We start from the raw sequence: 26,130 nt of genomic DNA on the forward strand, positions 1-26,130 counted from the left end.
GTACATCCTCGCTCAGAAACGATCCGCCGAGTCCGCGGGGCCGGGCCGGGCGCTCGGACGGCCGGCGGGCCGGGCCGGATCGCTCAGTCGAGTTGGCGCAGCCCCTCGGTCGCGATGCGCTCGAAGACCGCCTGGTCGGCGGCGAAGACCGAATCGGGCACCGGCCAGTGCAGCACCAGTTCGGTGATGCCCAACTCGCGGTAGCGGCCCGCGTAGTCGACGAACGCGTCCAGCGAATCCAGCGGTCGCTCCGGGGTCGAGCCCTGGAGCAGGACCTTCGCCAACTCCTCGGGCTTGCGGCCCTCGGCCGCGCAGATGTCGGAGAGCCGTTCGAGCTGTTCGGCGATCACGGCCGGGCAGTCCCGGGCCGCGGTGGTCTTGGCATCGCGGGGGTCGCCGTAGGTGATCCAGCCCTCGCCGTGCCGTGCGGTCAGCCGCATGCCGCGGGGACCGGTGGCCGCGATGTACATCGGCACCCGGGGCCGCTGCCGGCCGCTCGGGATCATCCGCACGTCGTTCGCGGTGTAGTAGGTGCCCTCCTGGGTCACCGCCGGTTCGCTGAGCAACCGGTCCAGCAGCGGGACGAACTCGGCGAGCCGGTCGGCCCGCTCGCGCGGGGACCACGGCTGCCCGCCCAGGGCGGTGGCGTCGAAACCGGTGCCGCCGGCGCCGATGCCCGCGATCAACCGACCGCAGGAGATGTCGTCGATGGCGGCGAGGTCCTTGGCGAGGGTGACCGGGTGCCGGAAGTTGGGCGAGGTGACCATCGTGCCCAGGCGCAGCCGCTCGGTGGCCGTGGCGGCCGCGGTGAGGGTGGGCACCGCGCCGAACCACGGATGTTCGCGAAAGCTGCGCCAGGACAGGTGGTCGTAGGTGTACGCGGCGTGAAAGCCGAGGTCTTCGGCGCGACGCCACACCTTCCGGCCCTCGGTCCAGCGGTGGATCGGGAGGATCACAGTGCTCAAACGCATCAGTCGACCATACGTGCCCGGCACGGCGCTCCCGCGGACGGTCCGGCACGGCTCGGTCAGCGCACGTACGCCCCGGCCCGGGCCGCCGCGGCGGCGGCCGTCGCGGCGCGCTCCGCGCTCGCCTCGTCCAGCGGATCGCCGCTCGCCAGCAGTCGGTAGTACAGCGGCGCCGACACCGCCCGGATCACCTCGTGCGGGTCCGTTCCCGCGGGCACCTCGCCGCGGGCGATCGCGGCCTCCACGCACGGTGCCCACTCCTTGATCCGGGTCGCGTAGAACGTGTGCAGCGCGGCGGAGGTACGGGGGTCGCAGGTCGCGGCCGCGATCACCGCCTTGAACAGCGCGCCCTGCCGCTCGTCGGTGAGCGTGCGGCGCACCAGGTGTGCGTTGGCCCGCAGATCGCCGAGCAGCGATCCGGTCTCGGTGCGCGACACCGAACTCTCGGCCATGTCCGCCAGCAGGTCGGCGACGAGTGCGGTGGTGCTGCCCCAGCGCCGGTAGACGGTGGTCTTGCCGACCTCGGCGCGCTGCGCGACCTCGGCCAGGTCCAGGCCGGCGAAGCCGTGCCGGGCGAGCGCGTCCCCGGCCGCGCGCAGCACCGCGTCGCGGACCCGGGCGGTGCGCCCGCCGGGGCGGACCGTGCCGGGGTCGGCCGGGCCGTCGACCGGCTCCGGGGCGTGCGCGGGGGTGTGCTTCGCGATGTGCTCGGCGGGGCCGGGAGCGGGATCGCCGGCGGGACCGTCCGAAATCATAACGGGACTCCTGTTCCATTAAGTCGATCCAGCGTGTTACCTTCGAGCATCTTAACGGGAAAGCAGACCCGTTAGAGCATCTCGGGAGATTCAGATGTCCACGCTCGAGCACGGCACCCGCCCCCTCGCGTCCCCACCCGCCGCTCCGCCCGCCGCCCCGTCCCTGCCGACCGGGCATCGCATGACCGGTCGGCAGAAGCTGATCCTCACCCTCCTCCTGGGCGCCCAGTTCATGATCGCGGTGGACTTCTCGATTCTGAACGTCGCACTGCCCGTGGTCGGCGAGGGCCTCGGCTTCTCGCTGAACAACCTGCAGTGGGTGGCCACCGCCTTCGCGCTCACCGCCGCCGGCTTCACCCTGCTCTTCGGCCGGATCGCGGACCTGTTCGGCCGCAAGCGGCTGTTCCTGGGCGGCATGGCCCTGCTCGGCGCCTCCTCCGCGCTCGGCGGCTTCGCCACGTCGCCCGAGATGTTGCTGACCGCCCGGGTGCTCCAGGGGCTGGCCACCGCGGCGGTGACCCCGGCCGGCCTGTCGCTGCTGACCACCGCGTTCAAGGAGGGCCCGCTGCGGGACAGGGCGCTGGGCCTGAACGGCGCGCTGATGTCGGCCGGCTTCACCGCGGGCGCGGTGCTGGGCGGCCTGCTCACCGACATGTTGTCCTGGCGCTGGGCCTTCTTCGTCAACGTGCCCGTGGCCGCACTGGTGCTGATCCTGGCGCCGTCCGTGATCACCGACGCCCGGCCGGCCCAGCGGCCCCGGCTCGACGTGCCCGGTGCGGTCGCGGTCACCGGCGGCCTGCTGGCCCTGGTCTTCGGCCTGACCCGGGCCGGCGCCGAGGGCTGGGGCGAACCCGCCACCCTCGGCGCGCTGGTCGCCGGCGCCGTGCTCCTGGTCGCCTTCTGGTTCATCGAGCAGCGCTCCGCGTCGCCGCTGGTCCCGGTCGGCATCATGAAGCGCCGCTCGGTGCTCTGGGGCAACGTGTCCGGCCTGATCGCGTTCGTCACCGAGACCTCGCTGGTCTTCCTGCTCACGCTCTACCTCCAGGAGGTCCTGGACTACTCGCCGCTGGCCACGGGGCTCGCGTTCGGCGTGCTGGGCATCGGCACGGTCCTCGGCGGCACCCTCGGCGGCCGGGCGGTGAGCCGGTTCGGCACCCGCACCACGATCGTCGCGGGCGGTGTCGTCCAGGCCCTGGCCACCCTGTCGCTGGTCGCCCTCGGCAGCTCCGGCGGCTGGATTTGGCTGTTGCTCGCGGCGACCTTCGTCGGCGGTGTGGGCAACATGCTGATGATCGTGGGCTTCATGGTCACCGCGACCTCCGGCCTGCCGGACGCCGAGCAGGGGCTGGCCACCGGTCTGGCCACGATGACCCAGCAGGTGGGCATCACGATGGGCATCCCGATCATGAGCGCGATCGCCACCGCGCGGATGAGCTCGCTCGGCAGCACCGGGCCCGACGCGGTCCTGTCCGGAGTCGCCGTGGCGATCCTGGTCGACTCGGCCCTGGTCCTGCTCGGCGCGCTGCTGGCGGGTCTGTTCCTGGCCCCGCGGCGGACCGGGCGGACGACGACCTGAGCGCCGCCCGACGGCGGCTGCCGGCGGGCCGCCGACAGCCCGGCGGGCGACGGCCCGGCCGCCTCGATCCCCGGCCTCGCCATGCTCGCGCCGGAGTTGCCCGAGCCGGCCGGGCCGCGCCGAGCCGCCGCCACCCGTGCCGTGCCGAGCCACCGCGCCGCCCAGGCCGTGCCGAGCCACCACGAGCAGCCCGAGCCGCCCGCAATCGACCGACGACGAGCAGAACGAGGAGATCCGTCATGACCACGACCGACACCACCTTCGACACCCTGCCGCCTTCGATCACCATTCCCGGTGCCGACTACGACGTCCCGGTCCGGATCTTCGCGGGCGGCCCCGGCTCGGCCGGCCTCCTGGTCTGGGCGCACGGCGGGAGTTGGCACTCGGGGGCCACCGCGGGCTGGGCGCCGGCGCTGACCCACCTGGCCCGGATCGGCTCGACCACCGTGGTCGGCGTCGACTACCGGTTGGCCCCTGAACACCCGCACCCCGCGGCCCTGCTCGACGTGCTCACCGTGCTGGACTGGGCCCGGGACCGGGCCGGCGCCGAGCCGATCTCGGTCGGCGGGGACAGCGCGGGCGCCACGATCGCCGCGTCCGCCGCCCTGGCCCGGCGCGACCCGGACCGCCCGCTCACCGCGCAGGTGCTCGCCTATCCGCCGATCGACCCCGACCGCCGGGCCGAGTCCTACCACGGCCGACCGGGGGCCTTCCCGTCCCGGGCCGCGCTGGGCTCGGCCTGGCGGGCGTACCGGGGGCAGGCGCCGATCCACCCGGCCGCCGTCGGTGCCCGCCCCCTGTACAGCACCCCGCACGAGGCCGCCGACCTCACCGGAGCCGCCCCCGCGATCGTCGCGGTCGGCTCGCTCGACCCGGTCGTGGACGACGTCCGCGCCTACGCCGGGCGGCTGCGCGCCGCCGGTGTCCCGGTCGACTGGCACGAACCCGCCGGCACCGGGCACGGCGCCTTCCTGACCGACCCGACCTTCCGGTACCGGCTGGGCACCGCGTACGCGGCGGCCCGGCGCGGTGCCCGACCCACCCGGAGGATGCGATGAGCACCAACGCCCTGCTTCGACACTTCGCCGACCTGCGCGACGGCACCCACGGCGACGCGGTCTCCCGACCGGACCGGGAAGAGCTGTTCCGCACGGCCGTCGTGCTGCTCGACCCGTACGCCCACCGGGCGCTCGCGGACCTGGACACCGATCTGCTGCTGGGCACCGGCGAATACACCGCCACCGGCGTGCGACGCACCCGGGACGGCGGTCTGGAGGCGGTCTGGACGCTGTCCTGGCCGCAGCAGCGGGCGGCCGGGCTCGCGCCGATCATCCTGCGGGCGACCTACGGCGCCGGCTTCCACCACCCGCACCTGCGCGGCGGAACGGTCGGCGAATGGCCGCTGAACGTGTTCACCCCCGAGCAGGCCGCCGAGGAATTGCCCACGCTGCGCGCGATCGCCGCCGCCGACCTGCACAACCTGGTCTTCCTGCGGGACTTCCGGATCGTTCCGGCGACGACGGCGCCGCGGCCGAGAGCGGGGTGAACAGCCCGGCGAGGGGCTGCGGGTGCCGGGGTGTCCGCAGCCCATCGCGTGCATTGTGCAGCTACTTGTAGGATGACTGGGCAACCCCACGAATTCGGGAGAGTCCATGTCGCTCCAGGCAGCCGGTAGACGTTCCCTCGTCGACGATGCGATCGATCAGCTTCGCACCCAACTGACCGCCGGCACCTGGCCGATCGGTGCCCGCATTCCCAGTGAGAGCGTGATCGCCGAACGGCTCCGGGTCGGCCGGAACACCGTGCGCGAGGCCATCCGCGTGCTCGTGCACGCCGGGATGCTGGAGTCGCGCCAGGGCGACGGGACCTACGTACGCTCCATCACCGACCCCGGCGACCTGGTGCGCCGGATCGAGCACGCCGACCTGCGGGACATCTTCGAGATGCGCCGCGCACTGGACGTGGAGGCCGCCCGGCTCGCCGCCCAGCGCCGCGACGCCGAGGACCTGGACCGGATCCGCCGCGCGCTGATCCGCCGCGGCGCGGCCGACGGCAGCGCGGACAGCCCCGAGCCGCACCACTTCGACCGGGGCGAGCCGGCCGAGGGCGAGCTGGACGACCTGGTCGAACAGGACGTGGCCTTCCACACCGCGATCGCCATCGCGTCGCACAACTCGGCGATGGTCTCCACCTACCGCTGGTTCAGCGACTCGTTGTGGCGCAGCATCCGCACGGTGGTCGGCGACGGCACCCTCCCGGACGCGTCACACGCCCTGCACGTGGCGCTGGCCGACGCGATCGAGGCGGGCGATCCGGACGCGGCCGAGCGGGCCGTGCGACGAATCCTCGAACCGGCCGTGATCGCCCTCGACGCGCTGCTGCACGACCCGACGGAGCACGGCCCCTCGAAGCACCGGCCGACGGAGCACCACCCGACGGAGCACGAACCGATGGAGCACGACGCATGAGCACGACCGAGCTGCGCATATCCCCGACCGGCGGGACGGCCCGCAGCACCGCGCGGGCGACCGGCGGCGCGCTGCTGCTCGCCGGCATCGTGCTGATCGCGCTCAACATGCGGGCCGGACTCTCCAGCGTGTCCCCGCTCGTGGGCGAACTGCGCGGCGTGTTCCACCTGTCCGCGACCACCGGCAGCCTGATCACCGCGATACCGGTGCTGTTCCTGGGGCTGATCTCGCCGCTCGCGCCGATCGCGGCACGCCGGCACGGCACCGAACTCGTGCTGCTCGGCGCGCTGATCGTGATCGGCGTCGGGATCCTGCTGCGGACGATTGCGGACCTGACCGCGTTGTTCGCGGGCGGCGCGCTGGTCGGTGCCGGGATCGCGGTGCTGAACGTGCTGATGCCGGGCGTGGTCAAGCGCGAGTTCCCGCACCGGGCGGCGGCGATGATCGGCGTGTACAGCGCCGCCATGGTGTTCGGCGCCGCGGTCTCGGCGGGCGCGACGGTGCCGCTGGAGAACGCGATGGGGCACGGCTGGCAGCCGGCGCTCGGCATCTGGGCGCTGCTCGCGTTCGCGGCGGTGGCGGTCTGGCTGCCGCACGTGCGCCGTCGCCGGGGGACCGTCGCGGCGGCGATGCCGCACGTGCCCGGCCTGTGGAAGTCGCCGTTGGCCTGGCTGGTCACCGGGTTCATGGGCCTGCAGTCGCTGCTGTTCTACGTACTGCTCGCCTGGATGCCGACCATCCTCACCGACAACGGGATGAGCAAGGGCACCGCGGCGACGATCTTCGCGTTCAACACGTTCGTCCAGATCCCGGCCTCGCTCGCGGGGTCGATCATCGCCGGCCGGATGCGGAACCAGAGCCCGCTGGTGTTCGGCTCGGTCGGCCTGGTCGCGGCCGGCTACGTGGGGCTGATGGTGGCGCCCACGGGCGGGGCGTGGGTGTGGGCGGTGCTCCTGGGGCTCGGACAGGGCGGCGCGGTGTCGCTCGCGCTGACCCTGATCGTGCTGCGCTCGCCGGATCCGAACACGGCCGCGCAGTTGTCCGGGATGGCGCAGGCGGTCGGTTACGTGTTCGCCGCGTTCGGGCCATTGGCCGCCGGCGCGCTCCACCAGGCCACGGACGGGTGGACGGTGCCGATCGTGCTGATGCTGGTGTTGTCCGCCTGTGCGCTCGCCTGCGGGGTGGGTGCGTCGCGGCCGGTGCACGTACGCGTGGCGCGGGAGGTTGTTGCGCCCGCCCGCCCACCCGTTACGTGAGGTGGGGTTGCTGCGGATTCGGGCATCGGGGTGGGTGATCGGGGCCTCGCGGCCAGGCGACGGGCACGGGTTGTGCGGCCGGCGCCGACGTCCGGTTCGGATCTCCGGTTCGGTTTTCGGTCCGGATCTCCGGTTCAGATGTCGGGGAACAGGCGTTCCAGGACCACCGCGACGCCGTCGTCCATGTTGGACAGGGTCACCTCGTCAGCGACGGCGAGCAGTTCGGCGTGCGCGTTGGCCATGGCCACGCCGTGGGCGGCCCACTTGAACATGGTGACGTCGTTGGGCATGTCGCCGAACGCGATGGTGTCGGCGGCCTTGACGCCCAACTTGCGCGCGGCCAGGGACAGGCCGATCGCCTTGCTCAGGCCCGGCGGCAGCAACTCGACGATGCCCGTCCCGGCATGCGTGACGTCCACCAGACCGGTGCAGATCTTGCGCGCGCACGCGGTCAGCCGGTCGTCGTCGTAGTCGGCGTGGTACAGGTAGAGCTTGAGGATCGGCTCCGACCACAGCTCGTCGCGGTCCTGGACCACGTGTACCGGCAACACCGACTCGTACCGGTAGCCGCGCTCCACGACGACCTCGCCGGCCAGCCCGTCCCGGCTGACCGCGAACCGTACGTCGCCCAGTTCCTCGGTCAGCCGCTCGGTGGCCAGCCTGGCCAACCCTCGGTCCAGCGTGACCGACGTCAGCAGCCGCTGCTCGCCCGCGTGGTAGACCTGCGCGCCCTGTCCGCACACCGCGAGCCCCCGGTAGCCGAGCGCCTCGAACACCGGACGCGTCCAGGCCACCGCGCGACCGGTCACTATCACGTGCTTCGCACCGGCCGCGGTGACCCGGGCCAGCGCCGCGCGGTTGCGCGCCGAGATGGTGTGGTCCGCGCGCAGGAGCGTGCCGTCCAGGTCGGTGGCGACCAGGGAGAAGGTCACGCCTGCACCGGTTCCAGCACCTCACGGCCACCGAGGAAGGGACGCAGCGCCTGCGGGACGACCACCGAGCCGTCCGACTGCTGGTGGTTCTCCAGGATCGCCACGATCGTGCGCGGCACCGCGCACAGCGTGCCGTTGAGCGTGGCCAGCGGACGGGTGCCCTGCTCGTCGCGCATCCGCACGTGGAGCCGGCGGGCCTGGAACTCGGTGCAGTTCGAGGTCGAGGTGACCTCGCGGTACTTGCCCTGCGTCGGGATCCACGCCTCGATGTCGAACTTGCGCGCGGCCGAGGCGCCCAGGTCGCCGGAGGCGACGTCGATCACCCGGTAGGGAAGTTCGAGCCGGTTCAGGAACTCCTTCTCCCACGCCACCAGGCGCCGGTGCTCGGCCTCGGCCTCCTCCGGCGCGACGAAGCAGAACATCTCCACCTTGTCGAACTGGTGCACGCGGATGATGCCGCGCGTGTCCTTGCCGTACGTGCCCGCCTCGCGGCGGAAACACGGCGAGAAGCCGGCGTAGCGCAGCGGCAGTTCGGCGGCCGGGATGATCTCGTCCATGTGGTACGCCGCGAGCGGGACCTCGGCCGTGCCCACGAGGTAGTAGTCGTCCGCTTCGAGGTGGAACACGTTCTCCGCGGCCTGACCGAGGAAGCCGGTGCCCTCCATCGCGTGCGGGCGCACCAGGGCGGGCGTCAACATCGGCGTGAAGCCGGCCTCGGTCGCCTGCGCGATCGCCATGTTGACCAGCGCGAGTTCGAGCAGCGCACCGATGCCGGTCAGGTAGTAGAAGCGCGATCCGGACACCTTCGCGGCCCGCTCGACGTCGATCGCCTTGAGCATCCGGCCCAGCTCGACGTGGTCGCGCGGCTCGAAGCCCTCGGCCGCGAAGTCGCGCGGGGTGCCGATCTCCTCGAGTGTGACGAAGTCCTCTTCGCCACCCACCGGCGCGTCCGGGTCGATCAGGTTGGCCAGCGCCTTGAGCAGCCGATCGGTCTCGGCCTTGGCCTCGGCCTGCTCGGCGTCGGCGGTCTTGACCTCGGCGGCCAGCGTCTGGGCCCGGGTCAGCAGTTCCTGTCGCTCGTCGCCCTTGGCCTTGGAGACCTGCTTGCCGATCGACTTCTGCTCGTTGCGCAGCGCGTCGAACCGGGAGCCGGACGAGCGGCGGAGCTCGTCCGCCGCGAGCAGCGCATCGACGATGGTCTCGTCCTCGCCGCGGGCGCGCTGCGAAGCGCGGACACGGTCGGGATCCTCACGGAGCAGTCGCAGGTCGATCACGACCAAAGACTACCGGGGCCCCGCCAACCAATTTCGCGAGTGCGGCGAACCCGACGGCACGCAATCGGATGTGCCGGCCGGAATCCGGGCTATGAATGAGAGATGACCTCCACTCCCACCTGGACCAGGAAGCGCCTCGACCCGGACCGGCGATTCGGCCTCAGGATGACCCTGGTCGCGCTTGCGCTGCTGGTGGGCGCCCTTCCGTTCGGACTGCTCGCGCTGTTGGTGGAGACCAAGTGGTCGCCGCTGCTCGACCTGGACAAGGACGTGGCGACCGGACTCAACGACTGGGTCCGCGAGCACCCCGGGTGGCAACACGCGCTGCGGATTCTCAGCGACTGGATCTGGGATCCGAACATGTACCGCCTCCTGGTGGCGATCATGTGCGGATGGCTCTGGTGGCGCGGTGCCCGCCGACTGGTGGTGTGGGCGGTGGTCACCGTGGTGGTCGGTGGCCTGCTCGGCGCGGGATTCAAGCTCGTGTTCACCCGGTCCCGGCCGAATCTGCCCAATCCGGTCGACCACGCCGGCGGCTGGTCCTTCCCGTCCGGCCACGCGCTGATGGGTGTGATCGGCCCGGGTGTGCTGCTGCTGGCGCTGTTGCCGCTGATACCGCGGGTGTGGCGGCCGCTCGCCTGGGTGGTCGCGATCGTCTCGGCGGTCGGCGTCGGGTTCACCCGGGTCGCGCTCGGCGTGCATTACGTCACGGACGTGGTCGGCGGCTGGGTGCTCGGCCTGATAGTGCTCGCCGCGACCTCGGCGGTCTTCGAATGGTGGCGCCGTGACGCCGGACTGCGGGACGTGGACGCGACCGAGGAGGGCCTCGAACCGGAGATCGAAGGGCACGATCGGGATCCGGAGATTTCGCACATTCGACCCGCAACCGACGGGGACTCCTCGGATCGGCGGAACTGAAGGATCGGCGGCCGGGTAAGAATGTCGGTCATGCTGACCGAAGCAGGACGGTTCCTGCGCCGTATCGTCCTGCCCCTTGCCATATTGACCTTCGTCATGGTCGGCCTCGGTCTGCTGATCACCAAGTCCCTCGACGGTGTCTGGCCGTTCACGATCGAGGACGACCTGGACCGCACCTTCGCCGACCATCGCTCGGGCGGCTGGAACGACGTCACCGACGTGTTCTCCACGCTGGCCGACACCCGTGTGATCATCGCCACCACGCTGCTCGCGGCCGTGGTGGCCCGGATCGTCGGCCACTCCTGGCGCGGTCCGATGTTCCTGGCCTGCGCCGTGGCCGGCCAGGCGCTGGTGTTCTTCCTCGTGCAACTCTTCGTCTCGCGCGATCGCCCGGACGTCCCGCGCCTGGACCCGGCGGCCGCGACGTCGAGCTTCCCGTCCGGGCACACCGGCGCCGCGTTCGCGCTGTACGGCGGGCTGGCGGTGCTGCTCACGGTCCGGCTGCGCGGGCGCTGGCCGGCCGTCCTGGTGTGGGTGCTGCTGGGCGCGATACCGCTCGCGGTGGCCGGGAGCCGGATGTACCGCGGCATGCACCACCCCAGCGACGTGCTGATGTCGATGTTGTACGCGAGTGTCGTGCTCGTGGTGATGAACCGCGCACTGCTGTCCCCGAAGTCGGTCTGGGGGTACGGGTTCCGGCGGCGCGAGGCGCCGCAGGGGGCCGACGGCGGGTTGCCGCGCGCGGCACTGGTGGTCAACCCGATCAAGCTCGACGTCGCCGAGTCGCGCACCCGAATCGACCGGATCATGCACGACGCCGGGTGGGCCCCGCCACTGTGGCTGGAGACGACGGTGCTCGATCCGGGCGCCGGGGTGACCGCGAAGGCACTGGCCGAGGGCGTCGACCTGGTCATAGCGGCGGGCGGCGACGGCACGATCCGTGAGTGCGCGGGCGCACTGGCCGGTACGGACACCCCGCTCGCGGTGATCCCGGCGGGCACCGGCAACCTGCTCGCGCGCAACCTCGGTCTGCCGATCGACATCGCCGACGCGTTGCACGTGGCGATGCACGGGCGGGACCGGCGGATCGACCTGGGCACGGTGGACCCGGACGACGAACTCGCCGCCACGGCGGGCGCCGAACCGCGCTGCTTCACCGCGATGGCCGGCATCGGCCTGGACGCGGCGATGGTCGCGGACGCGCCGGACGCGCTGAAGAAGAAGGTCGGATGGCCCGCGTACGTGGTCTCCGCTGCCCGCCACCTGCGCGACCGACGGATGCAGGTGACGCTGACCGTGGACGACGGCGAGCCGATCCGGCGCCGGGCCCGGATGGTGCTGGTGGGCAACGTCGGCGCGCTCCAGGCCGGCATGCAGTTGTTGCCGGGAGCGGTGCCGGACGACGGGCTGCTGGATGTGGTGGTGTTCGCGCCGTACGGGATGACCGGTTGGGCGCACGCCACGGTCCGGGTGATAGGCCGGCGCCGCGATCAGGAGCCGGCCGTGGTGCCGGTCAAGCAGCAACGGCTGCGCCCGATCGAGCACTTCACCGGCCGACGGGTGCTGATCGAGACCGATCGGCCGGAGCCGCGCGAGTTGGACGGCGATCCGATCGGACCCGGCACGCGGCTCGCGGTGCGGATCCGACCGGGCTCGCTCACGGTGCGTGTGCCCTGAGGGCTCGCGCGGGGCGGGCCCGGAGGCTCACGGTGGGTCCGGTCGGGGGCTGCCGGTGGGTGGGTGCCGAAGACTCGTGGTGCGGGTGCCTTCGGGAGTCGCCGGCGCCGTGCCGACTCAGAGGCCGCCGCGTGCGCGGGCCAGCCATTCGCTCGCGTTGGCGAATTCGGCGTCCGAGGTGCCGCGGCGCAGTTGCGGGCGGACCCGGTCGGCGCGCGGATAGGACCCCAGGAAGCGCACCGCCGCGCACACCCGCCGCAGCCCCATCAGCGCCTCGCCGACCCGGGCGTCGGCGACATGGCCCTCGGCGTCGATCGAGAAGAAGTAGTGCCCGAGCCCGTCCCCGGTCGGCCGCGACTCGATCCGGGTCAGGTTGACGCCGCGAACCGCGAACTCCTGGAGGATCTCCAGAAGCGCGCCCGGGTGGTCGTCGACGATGTACGCCACCACGGTGGTGCGGTCGGCGCCGGTGGGCGTGGTGGGGCGGTCCGGGCGCTCGACCAGGACGAAGCGGGTGACCGCGCCCTCGACGTCGTGGATGTCGGTGACCAGCGGCACCAGGCCGTACGGCCCGGCCGCGAACTCGCCGGCCAGGGCCGCGTCGTAGCGACCCTCCTGGACCAGGCGGGCGGCGTCGGCGTTGGACGCGGACGAGAACCAGTGCGCGTCGGGCAGGTTGGTCGAGAGCCAGTTGCGCACCTGCGGCTGCGCGTGCGAGTGGCTGGAGATGGTCTTGATGTCCGCCAGGGTCACCCCGGGACGCACCAGCAGCGCGAACGCGATCGGCAGCAGGACCTCGGCGGTGATCACGAGCGGGGCACCCGTGGCCAGTTCGTCCAGCGTGATGGACACGGCACCTTCGACCGAGTTCTCCAGCGCGACCACCGCGCCGTCGGCGTCGCCGCGGCGGACCGCGTCCAAGGCGGCGGGCACCGACTCCATCGGGGTGACCTCGGCGTGCTCCGCGCCGGGCAGTATGCGCAGGGCGGCCTCGGTGAAGGTGCCCGGGGGGCCGAGGTAGGTCCAGCGGGGCGCGGCGGCGGGCGTGCGGGCGTCGGACATGTCGTCACTGTACTGAGCCGGCCGGCGTGCTTGGGTCGTATTCCTTGCTGTGGACGGTCGCGGTGCGCGGTACCGCCGGGAGGGTGAGGCTGGGCCTGTGGAAAACGCCGCGACGCTGCTGCCGGTGACCCCCACCCTGGGGATTGTCGCCGTGCTGCTCCTGCTTGCCGCGACGGCGGTCGCGGGCGCGGCGAGACTGGGCCACGGCCGGGCGGTCGTGGTGTCCGGGCTCCGGGCGGCGGGACAGTTGCTCGCCGTGTCGTTCGTCATCACACACGTGGTGGATCGGCTCGGCTTCGCAGCGCTGTTCGTGGTGATGATGTACACCGTTGCGGCCCTGACGGCGGCCGGACGGGTGACCGCGAACCGACGGTTGTTCTGGCCCGCGGTGCCGATCGTGACGGCGACGGGGCCGACCCTGGGGCTGCTGTGGGCGACGGGTCTGCTGCCGGCCAAAGGCATCGTGCTGATCCCGATCGCGGGCATCCTGATCGGCGGCGCGATGACCGCGACGGTGCTGGCGGGACGGCGGGCGCTGGAGGAGTTGACACAGCGCCGTGGCGAGGTCGAAGCCGCTCTGACCTTGGGTTTCACCGATCGCGACGCGGCGATGGAGATCTGCCGGCCGGCCGCGTCCGGGGCGATGATCCCGGCCCTGGACCAGACCAGGACGGTCGGGTTGGTGACCCTGCCGGGGGCCTTCGTGGGCATGCTGCTCGGCGGGGCGACACCGCTGCAGGCGGGGGCGGTGCAGCTGTTCGTGTTGATCGCGCTGCTTCAGGTCCAGGCGGTTGCGGTGGCCCTGACCATCGAGTTGGCGGCGCGGGGGCGACTGGTGCGGACGGAGCCGGGTCAGGGGCGCACGGGCGGCTCGGGCACGTAGCGGTAGGTCTGGCCGCGCACCGCCGAGCGCATGGTCGAGTCGCTCACGCCGTGCTCGCGGGCGAGCCGGTACACGGACACCCCGTCCCGGGCCCGACGCCGACACGCGGCCACGACCTCGGGGGTGAGCCGACGTCGATCACCGGCTGTGGGTTGATCCACCGGCCTGTGGATAACCCTGTGGAAATCGCTGTGGAGAACTTGGCCGGGGCTGTGGGTTTCCGAGGTGGGAGGGGTTGTGTGAGGAGTATCTGTGGACAACGGGCCGCCCGCCGACTCGAACCGGCCGGTGAGACGGGCGACGGCCATGGTGTTGATCTCGACGGCCTTGGTGAGGTCCCCGGTGCGGGCGGCGAGATCGGTGATCGACCCGATCGCACGGGACAGCAGCGCATCCATGTTTTCGCTGGTGGCGGGGGTGTAGCGGCCGGTGCGGCGGATGGTGGGGAGGACGTCGTGGGTGACCCAGCGGCGGAAGGGTTTGGCCTCGGGCTTGTTGCTGCGCAGGATCAATGTGTAGAGACCCGACTCACTGACGAAGGTCATGTTCGGATTGCCCCGATTAATTCCGTAAGGTTTTCTTACGCTATTCGCCTGACCTGCGGTTTTGCTGACAACAACCGTCATCTTCTCGTCCGGGTCGAGCACGCTGACCGCTACGCGCGAGTTGCTGTGCTCCAAGACCTCACACACGTCGATCGCGCAGAACCACGGATCGCCGGCGACCGTCACGACGCGCACCTGGCTGCTGCCGGCGAACGTGAAGATCTCAACGGAGTCGTCGGTACTCATCCCCACCCCTTGTGCATCTTGAATGCATCATCTGAATTGCCCGAATAATTCCGTGTCGAATTGCCACGGTATTCGCCTGACCTGCGGTTTTGCGGGCGGTTGTTGACCCCGGCGATGCGTGCCGGTCGCTGCGGTGCCGCTGCTTCGAGGGTCTCGCGTGTCCCCCGAACGGCATATCGCGTTCGCCCATACGTATGAACGAGTGGGAGGCTGCCGGGTTACGCCCCGGTTGGTGGGTCTGTTCGCCCTTGGGGGATTCGCGAGGTCGGGCGGCCATGTGCTGGTTTTCGGTGGGTATCGTTTGATTCCAGTACGTGATCAAACGGCCACGGGGAGGGATCTTGGCTGGTGGTGGCGGTGCCGATGGGGGTGGCTCGGCGGGGGTTCGGGTCGAGACGGGAGCGTTGCGGCAGGGGGCGGCGGCGGCTCGTGAGGTGGCGGGGGCACTTCGGCAGGCGGCGGGGAAGCCGAGTGCCGCGGTCGTCGGGTGTCCGGGGTTCGCGGTTGCGGCGGCGGCCGGTGCGGTGGCGGCGGCGTGGGCGGATCACCTGCGGGCGCTCGGAGACGGGTACGACGCGGCCGGCGATGTGCTGTGGACGAACGCCGACGCGCACGATCGCACCGATCAGGCGGCGGCGGGGGCGTTCGCCGGGGCTCGGCCCTGATGGTGACGCTGACGCAGCTGCGCGACGCCGCGTTGGGTGGGCTGGATCGGGCGGTGGCCGAGTGGACCGACCTGGCGGGCGCGCTGGACGGGTTGGTCGGGCGGGCGACGACCGGTGTGGGCGGGCCGCTGCGGGCCTCGCACTGGGACGGCGCGGATGCGGATGCGGCGGAGCGGGCTTTGGCCGCGCGGGGTGAGCAGGTCAGGGTCGCGGCGCAGGAGGCCCGGTGCGTGCTGACGGTGCTGGATGCGGCGGCCGACCAACTCCGCAGTGCCCGGCACGATTTGCTGGCGGGATTGGCGGAGGCCGCGGCCGCGGGGTTCACCGTGTTCGAGGACGGGCGGATGGAGCCGGCCGATCCGACGCGCGGCGTCGACGCGGCGATGGTCTCGCGGCGACACGAGTTGGAGCAGCGGTTGGCCGTGCCGGTCCGGAAGGCGACCGAGGTCGACACGCACTGTGCGGAGGCGCTGGCCCGGCTGTATCCGACGGCGGCGGCCGATTGGGCGGACACCGCCGCCGACGGCGCGTGCGTGATGGCGTTGGCGGGCTTGGACCTCGCCACCATCCCGAAGGGCGATCCGGTCGCGGCGGCCAAGTGGTGGGCGGGGCTGAATCCGTCGGAGCAGGCGATGTATCTGGCCGGCTATCCGGCGGTGCTGGGGGCGATGGACGGGTTGCCGACGGAGGTCCGGGACCGCGCCAATCGGGTCGCGCTGGCCGAGACGAAGGTCGCGCTGCTTGCGGAGTTGGCCGCCGCGCGGGCCAAGCGGGATGCGGCGGGGCGCACCGACGACGCGAAGTGGCGATTCCGCGTCACGGCGCTCAAGGAACGCCTGGCGGCGATCGAGGGCTTGGAGGCGACACTGCGCTCCGGCGACGACCTGTACCTGATGGGCTTCAGCGCCAAGGACGACGGCCGCGCAATCGTCGCCATCGGCAACCCGGACAAGGCCGCCCACACGGCGGTCTATGTGCCGGGGACGGGGGCGGGATTGGCGAGAATCGGTGCGGATGTCAGCAGGATGCGGAGTCTATGGCTGGCTACTCAGCAGATAAACGACCCAGGAGAGGTATCGACCATCACGTGGGTGGGGTACGACGCTCCAGACACACTGACGCATGCCATGAGTACGTCGTATGCGGATGATGCGGCCCCAGCCTTCGTGAAATTTTTGAGAGGTATTGGAGTTTCTCAAGGTATCGACTCGAACAATCACGTGACAGTAATTGGTCATAGCTATGGGTCAGTCGTTTTGGGGCAAGCGGCACACCAAAGTGGAGGACTTGTCGCGAAAGATATCATCGTGGCCGGAAGTCCGGGGATGCATGTAACTCGGGCGACCGACCTTAATTGTCATCCACGCCATGTCTGGGTTGCGGCGGCGGAGAATGACATCGTTACTGGGATGGGTTCGGGCGCACATGCCCCAGCTGTGGATGACGGGAGGAGGCCGCGGCGAGTTACTCCGGATGATTCCGAGTTTGGCGCAAATCGTTTTACGACTGATGGCGCTAACGGACACAGTGAGTACTGGTCGTCGCGTCATTCGGCCAGTCTGGATAATCAGGCAGCGATTGTTTCCGGAAACTACGAGGACGTGCGCCTTCTATGGGGAGAACGCCCGTGAAACTTTTCCTCTATGTTCTTTCGCTCGTTGGATTCCTCGCTGGATGCGGCGGAGGTGGCGTAGACAGTATTGCTGACGGCGATCCTTCATATGTAAAGGTTAGAGAGTCGCTGCGAGAGGCGTCGAGCAGGGTTTTGGATGGGCTGAGGATTCGCGGGAGTTATCAGGCTGAGGACGTATTTCATGTATCTGGCTGTGAATCTGATTCAAAGGAGGGAGGCGGGAAGCTGTGGGAAGCTGCGCACTTTTGGCAGATCGACGAGGTCAATTCAGGGGAGGTTCAATCATCCATCGACCGTCTTCGTGACAGCCTGGAGGCCCAAGGTTGGACTATCGTCGACTTCGCCCGCCCTCCGCAGGTAAAGAATACGGTTGTCAGGGCCCAGGATCCCAAGGCCGGATATGTGGTTCGGGTTATCGGCGTGCAGGAAAAGAGTCGCGTTGCGGTTCGTGTTTCCGCGCCGTGTTTCAGAGCATCTGGGGATTCCTAGGGGGCCGGAGGCGGAAGATGGCCCAGAAGGTGAGGGACGCGAGTGCGGCGGTGGTGAAGAGGATGGTGGAGCGGAGCCACATGGCTCGGGTGATGCCGTCGGCGGCGCCCGTCGGGTCGAGGAGGGCCAGGATGAACAGGAACACGGCCAGGGCGTAGATGGCCGCCCAGGCCCAGCGGTTCCATTGCCACAGGGCGTGGCCGTCCATGAACCGCATCGGCAGCAGGCCGAAGACCAGGCCCACCACCGCGGCCACGAAGCACTGGGTGAGCACGTCCTCGGCGAAGACCCAGCCGAAGGGGGCGCCGTCGGACTCGTTCAGGACGTGGGTCACCGGGATGCGCCACACCCACGCGACCACCGCGAGGCCCGCCAGGGACCACGAGCCGAGGGCGATCGCGCGGCCCTCGTCGGCCGGCGACATCCGCCGCAGCCCGGCCGAGGTGAAAGCCAGGAACAGGCCGTACACGTAGCCGGGCGTCAGATGCAGCATGCGCGAGGCCGCGGCCAGGACCAGGGCGACGCCGAGTGCCCCGGGCAGCAGTCGAGGCAGCGCGCGGATGCGCGAGACGCGGCGTCGGTAGGCCTCCGCCGAGCCTTCGTACACCAGCACGCCCAGCGGGACCGCCGCCACCAGGGCCAGGGCGAGTGCGGCCGTGCCCGCGTTCCAGCCGGTACCCGGTTCGACCGCGACGCAGAACGCGGCCGAGAGCAGCACGAAGGTCAGCACCTGCAACTCGGGTAGCCGGGGTTGCGATCGAGGCCGCGCCGCTCCCGGGCGCAGCCTGCGCCGGATCCGCAGGTGGTTCTGCTCCCAGGTCTTGTTGAACAGTTCGGCCGAGAAGCCCAGTACGGGCAGTGCCACCACCGCCGTTGCGCCGGCCAGCAGCACCGGCCGGGGCTCGTCGAACAGCGCGTTCGGGCTCGGCAGGTTCACCGCCGCCTCGGACCGGTCCGTCGCCGGCGCCGCGGTTCGGGCCGCGCCGAGCACCGCGACCCGTACCGAGAAGTCGCCGTCGTACCCCGGGCCCGTCGCGCACGCGACCGTCAACGTCCCGTCTCCGCCCGGAAGTTCACGCGGGACTCGGAGTTCGCCCGCGAACCGCCCGTCGCCGGCCACCGGCACGGTCCCCAGCACAGTGGTGCCATGACGTACCGTCAGCGAGCCGGCCCCGCCGTCGACCGGTCGGCCGCACGCGACGAATCCACTGCCCGCGATCCGCAACGGTCGTCCGGCGGTCGGCTGCGTGGGGGTCAGCGTCAACTCCGGTTGGGCGACCCGGAAGTCGGTGCGCAGCGTGACCCCGTTGTCGGGCATCCCGGCCCCCTGGGCGAAGCAGCTCACGGTGACCGGCTGTGGGCCGCGATCGGGTCCGTCCGGCACGGTGAAGCGGTAGGACTCGCCGCTGCTCCCGGTGCTCTGCACGCTGAGCTTGGTCAGGTCCCGCCCACCCCAGGTCACCCGCGCGTCGTCGCTCGCGTTCGCGTCTCCGCAGTGCAGGTCGGTCCACAGCGTGACCTCGGTGCCCGGTGCTCCGGCGGCCGGCTCCAGGATCAGCCGCTTCGCGGACAGGTCGGCCGGCTGCTTCCGGGTCTCCTGGGGTCGAAACGAGTCGATCTCGATCGGGGTCTGCGCGAGGGCGCGTTCCTCCTCGCCGTTGCACCGCACGGCGATCCGGTTCACCGGCCCGGGGATGTTGCCCTCCGCGTTCGAGCTGTAGACCGGGGCCGGAATCTCGTGCCGGAACGCGATCGAGTTGCCGTGCGCGGTGTCCACCGGCAGGTCGGCCGCGAGCAGATCCTGGTACTCCCCGGAACTGCCCCCGTTGGCCGACAGCAGGTACACGTCCACCTTGTTCAACGCGCAGCCGGTCAGCCCGGAGCCCCGGATCGCCACCACGTCCCCGGGCTTGGCCGTTCCGGGCGTCACGGTCACCGTGGGACCGCTTGCCCCCGTCGCCGGAGCCGCGAGCGCGATGGGCGCCAGCGTGAGCGCCACCGCCCCGATCCCCGTCCCGAACGCGACCCGCACCCGCGTCTGCGTCCGTCCCGACGTCCGCCCCCGCGTCTGCGTTCGTGCTCTCGTCCGTGCCCGCGTCCGCAGCAGTTTTCCGTACATGGTCCCCGTTCCCCGTAGCCGAGCACCGAAGATGATGCCGGCCGGTTCCGCTTCCGGGGGCCTTGTCCGTCGAATCCGACATCCGGCGTGACCGGGCGTCAGGTTCGGCGGTCGATGAACGTCTCCAGGCCGTCGAGCAGGCGTTGCAGGCCGAACTCGAACGCTGCCTCGCCGTCCTGGGTGAAGCTGTCCTCGGCGAGCGCGGCCAGTTTCGGGTAGCGCCCGCTCGCCATCGCCGCGTTCAGCAGTGGGGCCTGGGCGGCCCAGAACTGCTCGTCGCTGACGCCGGTGCGCTGCGCCGCGCGCACGGTGTTGAAGTGGGTGCGCGCCATACCGCTGACGTAGCCGCCGTCGATGATCGACAGGACCGTCAGCTTCTCCCGGTCCGACAACCTCGCGTCCCCGATCGCGGCCAACGTGAACTCCAGGGCCTGCAACGAGTTGGGGCCCAGGACCGGTCGGGCCTGATCGACGCCGAGCAACCACGGGTGGCGGTTGTACATCCGCCAGATACCGCGAGCGACCTGCTCCAGCGCGCCACGCCAGCCGAGTCCGGGGGAAACTTCGGCGCCGTCGCCGGGCGCGTTGACCCTGTCGACCATCAGGTCGATCAACTCGGCCTTGCCCGGGACGTAGCGATAGAGGGACATCGTGCCGGAGCCGATCTCGGCGGCCACGCGACGCATCGAGACCGCGTCCAGTCCCTCTGCGTCGGCGACGGCGATCGCGGCCGTGACGATTCCGTCCAGGGTCAGCGCCGGCTTGGGGCCTCGGGCCGGTTTCCGGTCCACGCCCCACAGCAGTTCGAGGCTGCGGGCGAGGTCGCCGCTGCCGGTGTGGTCGGTGCTCGTCATGGTGTCCCCATCGTAGGAGCCCGGTTCGGTTGCCCGAGGACGGTGCCTCGACGCCTCGCGGCCCCGGCGCACCGGCGCCGACCCGTCGGCCCGAACTGGGTACGCCGTACGCGCAATCGGGTACGGTGTACTCGGTTTGGTGGAGGTCGAGAAGGAGACCGATGGGAACGTCGATGCGAGCGCCGATGGAAACGTCACCGGAAACCACGAGCCACGCGGTCCTCGCGCAGGGCCTGACCAAGCGCTACGGCACGACCCGCGCACTCGACGATTTCGACCTGACCGTGCCGCGCGGCACCGTACAGGGACTGCTCGGCCCCAACGGGGCGGGCAAGACCACGGCGGTCCGGATCCTGTCCACACTGCTGCGCCCGGATGGCGGCCGGGCCCTGGTCGCCGGCCACGACGTGGCCGGAGATCCCCGGCGGGTGCGCCGACACATCGGACTGGTCGGCCAACACCCGGCCGTCGACGAAGTGGTGACGGGGCGGCGCAACCTGATCCTGTTCGGACGCCTGTTCCATCTGGATCGACGCCGGGCGGCACGCCGAGCCGACGAACTGCTGGAGCAGTTCGGCCTGGTCGAGGTCGCGGACCGGGGGGTCCGGCAGTACAGCGGCGGCATGCGCCGGCGGCTCGACCTGGCCGTGAGCATGATCCTCGCTCCGGACGTGCTCTTCCTGGACGAGCCGACCACCGGCCTCGATCCGCGCGGGCGCAACGAGGTCTGGGAAGCCGTGCGTTCGTTGCTCGCGGGCGGCACCGCGGTGTTGCTGACCACGCAATACCTGGACGAGGCGGACAAGTTGGCGGACCGGATCGCGGTGCTCGATCGTGGCCGCAAGATCGCCGACGACACCCCGGATCGGCTCAAGCGCGAACTGGGCGGCGATCGCATCGAGATCGTCGTACGCGATGTGGTCGACCTGCCGCGCGTGGTCGAGGTGCCGGCCCGGGTGGCCGACTCGGCCGGCGAGCCGGTGCTCGACCGCGAGGAACGACGGGTGACCGCGCCGGTCGACGATCGGGTCGCGGCGCTCACCAACGTTGCCCGGACCTGTCAGGACGAGGGGATCGCGATCGAGGACATCGGGGTGCGCCGGCCGACCCTGGACGAGGTCTTCCTGCGGCTGACCGGCCGAAGTGCCCGGGAGCCGAACCGACCGGGGGCCGGCTCCGACCGCCCGCACCCGTCGAGCCGGCCGTCGGCCGCATCCGTCGAGGAGGGGATCCGTCCGTGAGCGCGACCACCGTGCCCCCCGCCGAGGTGCCCGAGCGCCGGTTGTACTGGGCGATTGCGGACTGTCTGACCGTCGTGCGCAACGAACTGGTGCACATCGCCCGACAACCGAGCGCCCTGGCCTGGCAGTTGGGCTTCCCGATCGTGTCCGTACTGCTGTTCGTGTACGTCTTCGGCAGCGCGATGGATGTGGGCGGCTCGGTCGATTACCGGGACTACGCGCTGCCCGGGATGTTCGCGATGACCATGGCGCAGGGGTTCATGAGCACCGCGACGATCGTCGCGTCCACCCGCCGGCTCGGCGTGATGGACCGCTACCGCTCGATGCCGATGGCGCCCTCGGCGGTGGTCACCGGGCGCGGGGTCGCCGACGTGCTCGGCGCGAGCGTCGACCTCGCCGTGCTCGCGGCGATCGCGCTCGTCGTCGGATGGCGCCCGGACGGCACCCTGCCCGAAGCCCTGGCCGCCTTCGGGTTGTTGCTGCTGTTGCGCTTCTCGCTGACCTGGGTCGGCGTGTACCTGGGGCTGCTGGTGCCCGACGCGGAGACGGCGGGCAGCCTGTTCGCCGTGGCCTTCCCGTTCGGCATCGTCTCCAGCGTCTTCACGCCGCCGTCGATGATGCCGCAGTGGCTGGGCGCGGTGGCGATGTGGAATCCGGTCTCGTCCACCGCGAACGCGATCCGCGACCTGTTCGGCAATCCGGCTCCGCACGGGGACGGCTGGATCGAGGAGCACGCGTTGGCGATGGCGATGGTTTGGCCGGTGCTGATCACCGCGCTCTTCCTGCCGCTCGCGGTGCGGCGCTTCCGGGCACTCGGCCGCTGATCGATGCTCGACCGGTCACGGATGAGGCCGAGGCGGCGACCCGGGCGGCCATAGATCCGCTACGGAACAATCTATTGGCTTACCTATCTTGTTACGCTGCCGGTATGACTACCGAGAGCCTGGCCCCGACCGTCCTGGACATGACCGGCATGTTCGTGCACGCCGGGCACGTGATGAACACCCGGATGGCGGCCGCACTCGCCGCGATCGACGTCACGCCGCGCAGCTACTGCGTGCTTGCGCACGCGGTCGATCAGGACCTGACCCAGGCCCAGGTGGCCGAGCTGGCCGATCTGGACAAGACCACGATGGTGGTCACCATGGACGAGCTGGAGCAGGCCGGGCTGGCCGAGCGGCGGCCCGCGCCGACCGACCGGCGGGCGCGGATCATCGTGGTGACCGACGCCGGACGCGACCTGATCCGAGCCGGACGCGGGATCGTCGACGGCGTGCATCGCGAGGTGCTGGAGGCGCTGCCCGAGGACGAGCGCACGGTGTTCATGTCCGCGCTGACCCGCCTGGTCGGCGGAGTGCTCGCGAAGCCGGTCGAGTCCGAGGTGACGGTACGGCGGGCCAGGACGCCGAAGCGGTAGGCCTCTCCGGCGGTCGGGCCCTCGGGCGGCCGGCCCCGCGCGAGGGCGTGCCCGCGCGCGAGGGTGTGCCTGCGAGCCACGGAGGGATCCGGCGAAGAAGAGTCCGTAGAAGAATGGTCCATAGAAGACGAGTCTGAAAGAGATCGTCTACAACAAAACTATCTGCTAACGTCTCTCCTGTGAGTCGGTCGTCCAGGGGAGATGAGCAGATATGTCACGCATGGCTGTATCGACGGACAGGTCACGCTGGTCGGCGCTCGCGGTGCTGTGTGCCGGGGTGTTGATGGTGGTCCTCGACGGCACGATCGTCACCGTGGCGCTGCCCGCCATCCAGAGCGACCTGGGCTTCTCCCAGTCGGGCCTGGCCTGGGTGGTCAACGCGTACGGGATCGCCTTCGGCGGCCTGCTGCTCCTCGCCGGTCGGCTCGGCGACCTGATCGGGCGGCGCCGGATGTTCATCGCCGGCATGGTCGTCTTCACCGCCGCGTCGCTGCTGTGCGGTGTGGCGACCGGGCCCGAACTGCTGATCGCCGCCCGCTTCCTCCAGGGCATCGGCGGCGCGATGTCGTCGGCGGTGGCGATCGGGATGATCGTCACGCTGTTCCCGGATCCGCGCGAGCGGGCCAAGGCGATCGGCGCGTTCAGCTTCGTCGGCGCGGCGGGTGCCTCGATCGGCCTCGTGCTCGGCGGGCTGCTCACCGAGACCTTCACGTGGCACTGGATCTTCTTCGTCAACGTGCCGATCGGCGTCGTGGCCACCGTGCTCGCCTTCCGCCTGCTGGTCGCCGACCGGGGGCTCGGGCGGTCCGCGGGCGCGGATCTGTGGGGCGCGCTGCTGATCACGTCCGGTCTGATGGTGCTCGTCTACACGATCGTGGAGGCCGACGCGCAGGGATGGGCCTCGGCACGCACGCTCGGCATGGGTGCGGTCTCGCTGCTGCTGATCCTCGGCTTCGTGGTCCGCCAGGGCAGGGCGCGGACGCCGTTGTTGCCGCTGCGGGTGTTCCGGTCGGCGCGGGTGTCGGGAGCGAACGCGATCCAGATGCTGATGGTCGGCGCGCTGTTCGCCTTCCAGTTGATGATCGCGCTGTACCTCCAGCACGTGCTTGGCTACGGCGCGGCCCGCACGGGCGTTGCGATGTTGCCGTCGGCGGTCGTCATCGGCATCGTCACGCTCGGCTTCTCGGCCCGGATCAACGCCCGCTTCGGCGAGCGCAACGTCGTGATCGCCGGCCTGGCCCTGCTCCTGGTCGGGCTGCTGTTCCTGGCCCGGGTGCCGGCCGACGGCGACTACGTCACCGACGTGCTGCCCGCGATGTTGCTGCTGACCGGCTTCGGTCTGGCCATCCCCGCGCTCACCACGCTGGGCATGTCCGGGGCCACCACCGAGGACGCCGGAGTGGTCGGCGGTCTGTTCAACACCACCCAGCAGGTCGGCGGCGCACTCGGGCTGGCCGTCCTGAACACGCTCGCCGGCGCCAAGGCGGAACGGTTGCTCGCCGAGGGCAGGTCCACTGCCGACGCGCTGACCGGCGGCTACACGCTCGCCTTCGGCATCGGAGCCGGCCTGATCGCCGCCGCGATCGTCCTCACCCTGCTGGTGCTGCGCTCCCCGAACCGGGACGGGGAGTCGACCGTGATCGCGGACAACACGGAGGAAGACACCAAGGCGGCGACCGAGTCGCCGGCCCACGCCCTCTGATCGTCGACCACCCCGAGGCCCTTGTCGCACCTGCGACGGGGGCCTTCGGTATTCGCCCGGATCGCCCGAGCGGCCGGGAACTCACCGGACAGGTGCGCGAGTTGGGGTATTTAGACCCGTTCGGGTGAATCCTGCGGGAATTTGGATCTTCCGGGGGATCGGTCACCCTAGGCTCACGCTACGTAAGAAGCTTGCCAGGCCGATTTCGGCCCCAGCGCGGTGTGCAACCACCGCACCAGGGGCCTACCGATACGAGATAGAAGCGAATCCCGTATGGATGTCCTCCACCGTACCCAAAACCCTTACGCCGCAAGGCCCAACCGCGCATATCCCACCCCTTCGGGTGCGGCCCGATGACCATCGTCCGGGCCGAGCACAAGCGCGACTTCGTTCAGGTGAGCAACTCCCTCGCCCGCGACGACCGGTTGGAGTACGGCGCTCGCGGACTGGCCGAGGAGCTGCTCTCCCGGCGGCATGTCGCCACCTACGACTCGCGCGCGATCGCCGCCAAGTGCCGTCGTGAAGGCCGGAGTACCATCCGCCGCTACTTCGCCCAGCTCCAAGAGCACGGCTACCTGCGTCGGCGGACCGTCCGGGACGAGCGCGGGCGACTGATCACTCAGACCGTGCTGTGCGAGGACCCCAACGCCGCCGACCCCTTCGCCGAACTCGACGCCACCGCGCGGGAAGGGGAGAAATGCCTGGTCGCACCGACGGCCAGGGTCCCGGCGACCGGCCGGCCGACGGCCCCGCGGTCGGTCGGTAAACCCCCCGATACGAACAAGACGAATACGTGTGGGGGATCCCTTCCCACCCCCCACCCCACGACCGAGACGTGCGCGCGCGAAACGCGTGCACGCGCGTCCCCGGCCGGCCACGATTCGCTCGACTCGTTCGTATTTCCCGAACACATCGAGCAGGCCGAACAGTTGCTGGTCGAACTCCGCCTCGATGCCCCTCGCCTGACCCTGGGCACACGCGAGATCGATTTCCTCACACCCCTGGCCGGGCAGTGGCTCGCACGCGGAGTCCCCTACCACCGGGTCCTGTTCGCCCTCACCTGCGGCCTGCCCGATCGGATCGCCGCCCCCGCGCGGTTGGTCGAGCATCGGCTGCGGAGCAAGATGCCGCCGGCGGACCCCGGCTACATCCCGCCGTGGCCGCTCGCGCCCGCGCCGTCCCCGAGGCTTCGCACCCGCGCACCGCTTCCGAGGATTCCCGCGCAAGCCCCGGCACCGCCGTCCGAACGCCTCGACGCGCGGTGCGGAACGTGCGCAGGCGACGCGCCCGGCGGGGCCCCGGGTACGCCCGGCGACCGGATGATCTGCGTCGACTGCCAAAGCGACAGCTATGCCCACACGGCCGACACCGGCGTGGCCAAGCTCCGAGCGGCGCTTCGCGAAGCGCGTGACCGGCGCTGATCCGCGCGGAACCCGTCCTGACCCGTGCG

Annotated in this window: 23 protein-coding genes; 15 read left to right on the forward strand and 8 right to left on the reverse strand. The window is 71.0% G+C overall.

Features of this window, described 5'->3' with window-relative positions; genetic code table 11:
• Positions 1-83: 83 nt before the first annotated feature.
• Together ACIBM5_RS19915 and ACIBM5_RS19920 are read right to left on the reverse strand one after the other, a co-directional pair.
• On the reverse strand, positions 84-971 hold the full coding sequence (locus ACIBM5_RS19915) for an LLM class flavin-dependent oxidoreductase (RefSeq protein WP_396008067.1): 888 nt from the start codon (positions 969-971) through the stop codon (positions 84-86).
• Positions 972-1,027: 56 nt separating this feature from the next.
• Complete coding sequence (locus tag ACIBM5_RS19920; RefSeq protein WP_396008068.1) at positions 1,028-1,723, reverse strand: TetR/AcrR family transcriptional regulator; 696 nt, start codon at positions 1,721-1,723, stop codon at positions 1,028-1,030.
• A gap of 181 nt (positions 1,724-1,904) precedes the next feature.
• On the opposite strand from ACIBM5_RS19920, the gene ACIBM5_RS19925 reads away from it, so the two are divergent.
• The 5 genes from ACIBM5_RS19925 (at position 1,905) to ACIBM5_RS19945 (ending at position 7,023) form a co-directional block, all read left to right on the forward strand.
• The gene (locus ACIBM5_RS19925) at positions 1,905-3,299 is read left to right on the forward strand and encodes an MFS transporter (RefSeq protein ID WP_396008163.1); all 1,395 of its coding nucleotides are present in this window, start codon (positions 1,905-1,907) and stop codon (positions 3,297-3,299) included.
• A 239-nt stretch (positions 3,300-3,538) separates the two neighbouring features.
• Positions 3,539-4,357, forward strand: a complete 819-nt coding sequence (locus ACIBM5_RS19930; RefSeq protein WP_396008069.1) for an alpha/beta hydrolase fold domain-containing protein — start codon at positions 3,539-3,541, stop codon at positions 4,355-4,357.
• The gene (locus ACIBM5_RS19935) at positions 4,354-4,845 is read left to right on the forward strand and encodes a hypothetical protein (protein WP_396008070.1); all 492 of its coding nucleotides are present in this window, start codon (positions 4,354-4,356) and stop codon (positions 4,843-4,845) included. The genes ACIBM5_RS19930 and ACIBM5_RS19935 overlap by 4 nt, the downstream gene beginning before the upstream one ends.
• Positions 4,846-4,951: 106 nt before the next feature.
• A complete protein-coding gene (locus ACIBM5_RS19940; protein ID WP_396008071.1) occupies positions 4,952-5,767 on the forward strand; it encodes a FadR/GntR family transcriptional regulator in 816 nt (271 codons plus the stop codon).
• Positions 5,764-7,023 (forward strand): CynX/NimT family MFS transporter, encoded by a 1,260-nt coding sequence (locus tag ACIBM5_RS19945; protein WP_396008072.1) that lies wholly within the window; start codon positions 5,764-5,766, stop codon positions 7,021-7,023. The genes ACIBM5_RS19940 and ACIBM5_RS19945 overlap by 4 nt, the downstream gene beginning before the upstream one ends.
• A 134-nt stretch (positions 7,024-7,157) precedes the next feature.
• On the opposite strand, the gene ACIBM5_RS19950 is transcribed toward ACIBM5_RS19945, so the two are convergent.
• Positions 7,158-7,955 (reverse strand): Cof-type HAD-IIB family hydrolase, encoded by a 798-nt coding sequence (locus ACIBM5_RS19950; protein WP_396008073.1) that lies wholly within the window; start codon positions 7,953-7,955, stop codon positions 7,158-7,160.
• A complete protein-coding gene (serS, locus tag ACIBM5_RS19955; protein WP_396008074.1) occupies positions 7,952-9,229 on the reverse strand; it encodes a serine--tRNA ligase in 1,278 nt (425 codons plus the stop codon). The genes ACIBM5_RS19950 and serS overlap by 4 nt, the downstream gene beginning before the upstream one ends.
• A 102-nt stretch (positions 9,230-9,331) precedes the next feature.
• Between serS and ACIBM5_RS19960 the strand changes: the two genes are divergently transcribed.
• The gene (locus tag ACIBM5_RS19960; protein ID WP_396008075.1) at positions 9,332-10,147 is read left to right on the forward strand and encodes a phosphatase PAP2 family protein; all 816 of its coding nucleotides are present in this window, start codon (positions 9,332-9,334) and stop codon (positions 10,145-10,147) included.
• Positions 10,148-10,177: 30 nt separating this feature from the next.
• Positions 10,178-11,824, forward strand: a complete 1,647-nt coding sequence (locus tag ACIBM5_RS19965; protein ID WP_396008076.1) for a diacylglycerol kinase family protein — start codon at positions 10,178-10,180, stop codon at positions 11,822-11,824.
• A 117-nt stretch (positions 11,825-11,941) separates the two neighbouring features.
• Here ACIBM5_RS19965 and pheA read toward each other — a convergent pair whose 3' ends face one another.
• On the reverse strand, positions 11,942-12,886 hold the full coding sequence (gene pheA / locus ACIBM5_RS19970) for a prephenate dehydratase (protein ID WP_396008077.1): 945 nt from the start codon (positions 12,884-12,886) through the stop codon (positions 11,942-11,944).
• A gap of 97 nt (positions 12,887-12,983) precedes the next feature.
• Here pheA and ACIBM5_RS19975 point away from each other — a divergent pair, with 97 nt between their 5' ends.
• On the forward strand, positions 12,984-13,769 hold the full coding sequence (locus ACIBM5_RS19975) for an ABC transporter permease (protein WP_396008078.1): 786 nt from the start codon (positions 12,984-12,986) through the stop codon (positions 13,767-13,769).
• Here ACIBM5_RS19975 and ACIBM5_RS19980 read toward each other — a convergent pair.
• Complete coding sequence (locus tag ACIBM5_RS19980; protein WP_396008079.1) at positions 13,739-14,560, reverse strand: BRO family protein; 822 nt, start codon at positions 14,558-14,560, stop codon at positions 13,739-13,741. The two genes, ACIBM5_RS19975 and ACIBM5_RS19980, sit on opposite strands and share 31 nt — an antisense overlap.
• A gap of 664 nt (positions 14,561-15,224) precedes the next feature.
• On the opposite strand from ACIBM5_RS19980, the gene ACIBM5_RS19985 reads away from it, so the two are divergent.
• Both ACIBM5_RS19985 and ACIBM5_RS19990 read left to right on the forward strand, forming a co-directional pair.
• Positions 15,225-16,856 carry an alpha/beta hydrolase gene (locus tag ACIBM5_RS19985; RefSeq protein WP_396008080.1) on the forward strand — a complete coding sequence of 544 codons (1,632 nt, stop codon included), beginning with the start codon at positions 15,225-15,227 and terminating at the stop codon, positions 16,854-16,856.
• On the forward strand, positions 16,853-17,347 hold the full coding sequence (locus tag ACIBM5_RS19990; RefSeq protein WP_396008081.1) for a hypothetical protein: 495 nt from the start codon (positions 16,853-16,855) through the stop codon (positions 17,345-17,347). The genes ACIBM5_RS19985 and ACIBM5_RS19990 overlap by 4 nt, the downstream gene beginning before the upstream one ends.
• On the opposite strand, the gene ACIBM5_RS19995 is transcribed toward ACIBM5_RS19990, so the two are convergent.
• Together ACIBM5_RS19995 and ACIBM5_RS20000 are read right to left on the reverse strand one after the other, a co-directional pair.
• Positions 17,325-19,346, reverse strand: coding sequence for an FGLLP motif-containing membrane protein (locus ACIBM5_RS19995; protein ID WP_396008082.1), 2,022 nt, complete (start codon positions 19,344-19,346; stop codon positions 17,325-17,327). The two genes, ACIBM5_RS19990 and ACIBM5_RS19995, sit on opposite strands and share 23 nt — an antisense overlap.
• Before the next feature lie 218 nt (positions 19,347-19,564).
• Positions 19,565-20,320, reverse strand: coding sequence for a TetR/AcrR family transcriptional regulator (locus tag ACIBM5_RS20000; RefSeq protein ID WP_396008083.1), 756 nt, complete (start codon positions 20,318-20,320; stop codon positions 19,565-19,567).
• Positions 20,321-20,481: 161 nt separating this feature from the next.
• Between ACIBM5_RS20000 and ACIBM5_RS20005 the strand changes: the two genes are divergently transcribed.
• The 5 genes from ACIBM5_RS20005 to ACIBM5_RS20025 all read left to right on the forward strand — a co-directional run bounded on the left by ACIBM5_RS20005 (position 20,482) and on the right by ACIBM5_RS20025 (position 26,101).
• Positions 20,482-21,561, forward strand: coding sequence for an ATP-binding cassette domain-containing protein (locus ACIBM5_RS20005; RefSeq protein ID WP_396008084.1), 1,080 nt, complete (start codon positions 20,482-20,484; stop codon positions 21,559-21,561).
• Positions 21,558-22,385 carry an ABC transporter permease gene (locus ACIBM5_RS20010; RefSeq protein ID WP_396008085.1) on the forward strand — a complete coding sequence of 276 codons (828 nt, stop codon included), beginning with the start codon at positions 21,558-21,560 and terminating at the stop codon, positions 22,383-22,385. The genes ACIBM5_RS20005 and ACIBM5_RS20010 overlap by 4 nt, the downstream gene beginning before the upstream one ends.
• A 104-nt stretch (positions 22,386-22,489) precedes the next feature.
• Entirely contained in the window at positions 22,490-22,978 is a 489-nt protein-coding gene (locus tag ACIBM5_RS20015) for a MarR family winged helix-turn-helix transcriptional regulator (protein WP_396008086.1), read from the forward strand.
• Between the two features lie 220 nt (positions 22,979-23,198).
• Entirely contained in the window at positions 23,199-24,680 is a 1,482-nt protein-coding gene (locus tag ACIBM5_RS20020; RefSeq protein WP_396008087.1) for a DHA2 family efflux MFS transporter permease subunit, read from the forward strand.
• 353 nt (positions 24,681-25,033) lie between these two features.
• Entirely contained in the window at positions 25,034-26,101 is a 1,068-nt protein-coding gene (locus ACIBM5_RS20025; protein WP_396008088.1) for a hypothetical protein, read from the forward strand.
• The last annotated feature ends 29 nt before the right edge of the window (positions 26,102-26,130 follow it).

This window comes from Embleya sp. NPDC050493 (assembly GCF_044458105.1).
Lineage (GTDB): Bacteria > Actinomycetota > Actinomycetes > Streptomycetales > Streptomycetaceae > Embleya.

Excerpts from the sequence above, each read along its gene's own strand:
- ACIBM5_RS19915 (WP_396008067.1), bottom strand. The coding sequence starts at position 971 with ATGCGTTTGAGCACTGTGATCCTCCCGATCCACCGCTGGACCGAGGGC.
- ACIBM5_RS19920 (WP_396008068.1), bottom strand. The coding sequence starts at position 1,723 with ATGATTTCGGACGGTCCCGCCGGCGATCCCGCTCCCGGCCCCGCCGAG.
- ACIBM5_RS19925 (WP_396008163.1), top strand. The coding sequence starts at position 1,905 with ATGACCGGTCGGCAGAAGCTGATCCTCACCCTCCTCCTGGGCGCCCAG.
- ACIBM5_RS19930 (WP_396008069.1), top strand. The coding sequence starts at position 3,539 with ATGACCACGACCGACACCACCTTCGACACCCTGCCGCCTTCGATCACC.
- ACIBM5_RS19935 (WP_396008070.1), top strand. The coding sequence starts at position 4,354 with ATGAGCACCAACGCCCTGCTTCGACACTTCGCCGACCTGCGCGACGGC.
- ACIBM5_RS19940 (WP_396008071.1), top strand. The coding sequence starts at position 4,952 with ATGTCGCTCCAGGCAGCCGGTAGACGTTCCCTCGTCGACGATGCGATC.
- ACIBM5_RS19945 (WP_396008072.1), top strand. The coding sequence starts at position 5,764 with ATGAGCACGACCGAGCTGCGCATATCCCCGACCGGCGGGACGGCCCGC.
- ACIBM5_RS19960 (WP_396008075.1), top strand. The coding sequence starts at position 9,332 with ATGACCTCCACTCCCACCTGGACCAGGAAGCGCCTCGACCCGGACCGG.
- ACIBM5_RS19965 (WP_396008076.1), top strand. The coding sequence starts at position 10,178 with ATGCTGACCGAAGCAGGACGGTTCCTGCGCCGTATCGTCCTGCCCCTT.
- pheA (WP_396008077.1), bottom strand. The coding sequence starts at position 12,886 with ATGTCCGACGCCCGCACGCCCGCCGCCGCGCCCCGCTGGACCTACCTC.
- ACIBM5_RS19980 (WP_396008079.1), bottom strand. The coding sequence starts at position 14,560 with ATGAGTACCGACGACTCCGTTGAGATCTTCACGTTCGCCGGCAGCAGC.
- ACIBM5_RS19985 (WP_396008080.1), top strand. The coding sequence starts at position 15,225 with ATGGTGACGCTGACGCAGCTGCGCGACGCCGCGTTGGGTGGGCTGGAT.
- ACIBM5_RS20000 (WP_396008083.1), bottom strand. The coding sequence starts at position 20,320 with ATGACGAGCACCGACCACACCGGCAGCGGCGACCTCGCCCGCAGCCTC.
- ACIBM5_RS20005 (WP_396008084.1), top strand. The coding sequence starts at position 20,482 with ATGGGAACGTCGATGCGAGCGCCGATGGAAACGTCACCGGAAACCACG.
- ACIBM5_RS20015 (WP_396008086.1), top strand. The coding sequence starts at position 22,490 with ATGACTACCGAGAGCCTGGCCCCGACCGTCCTGGACATGACCGGCATG.
- ACIBM5_RS20020 (WP_396008087.1), top strand. The coding sequence starts at position 23,199 with ATGGCTGTATCGACGGACAGGTCACGCTGGTCGGCGCTCGCGGTGCTG.
- ACIBM5_RS20025 (WP_396008088.1), top strand. The coding sequence starts at position 25,034 with ATGACCATCGTCCGGGCCGAGCACAAGCGCGACTTCGTTCAGGTGAGC.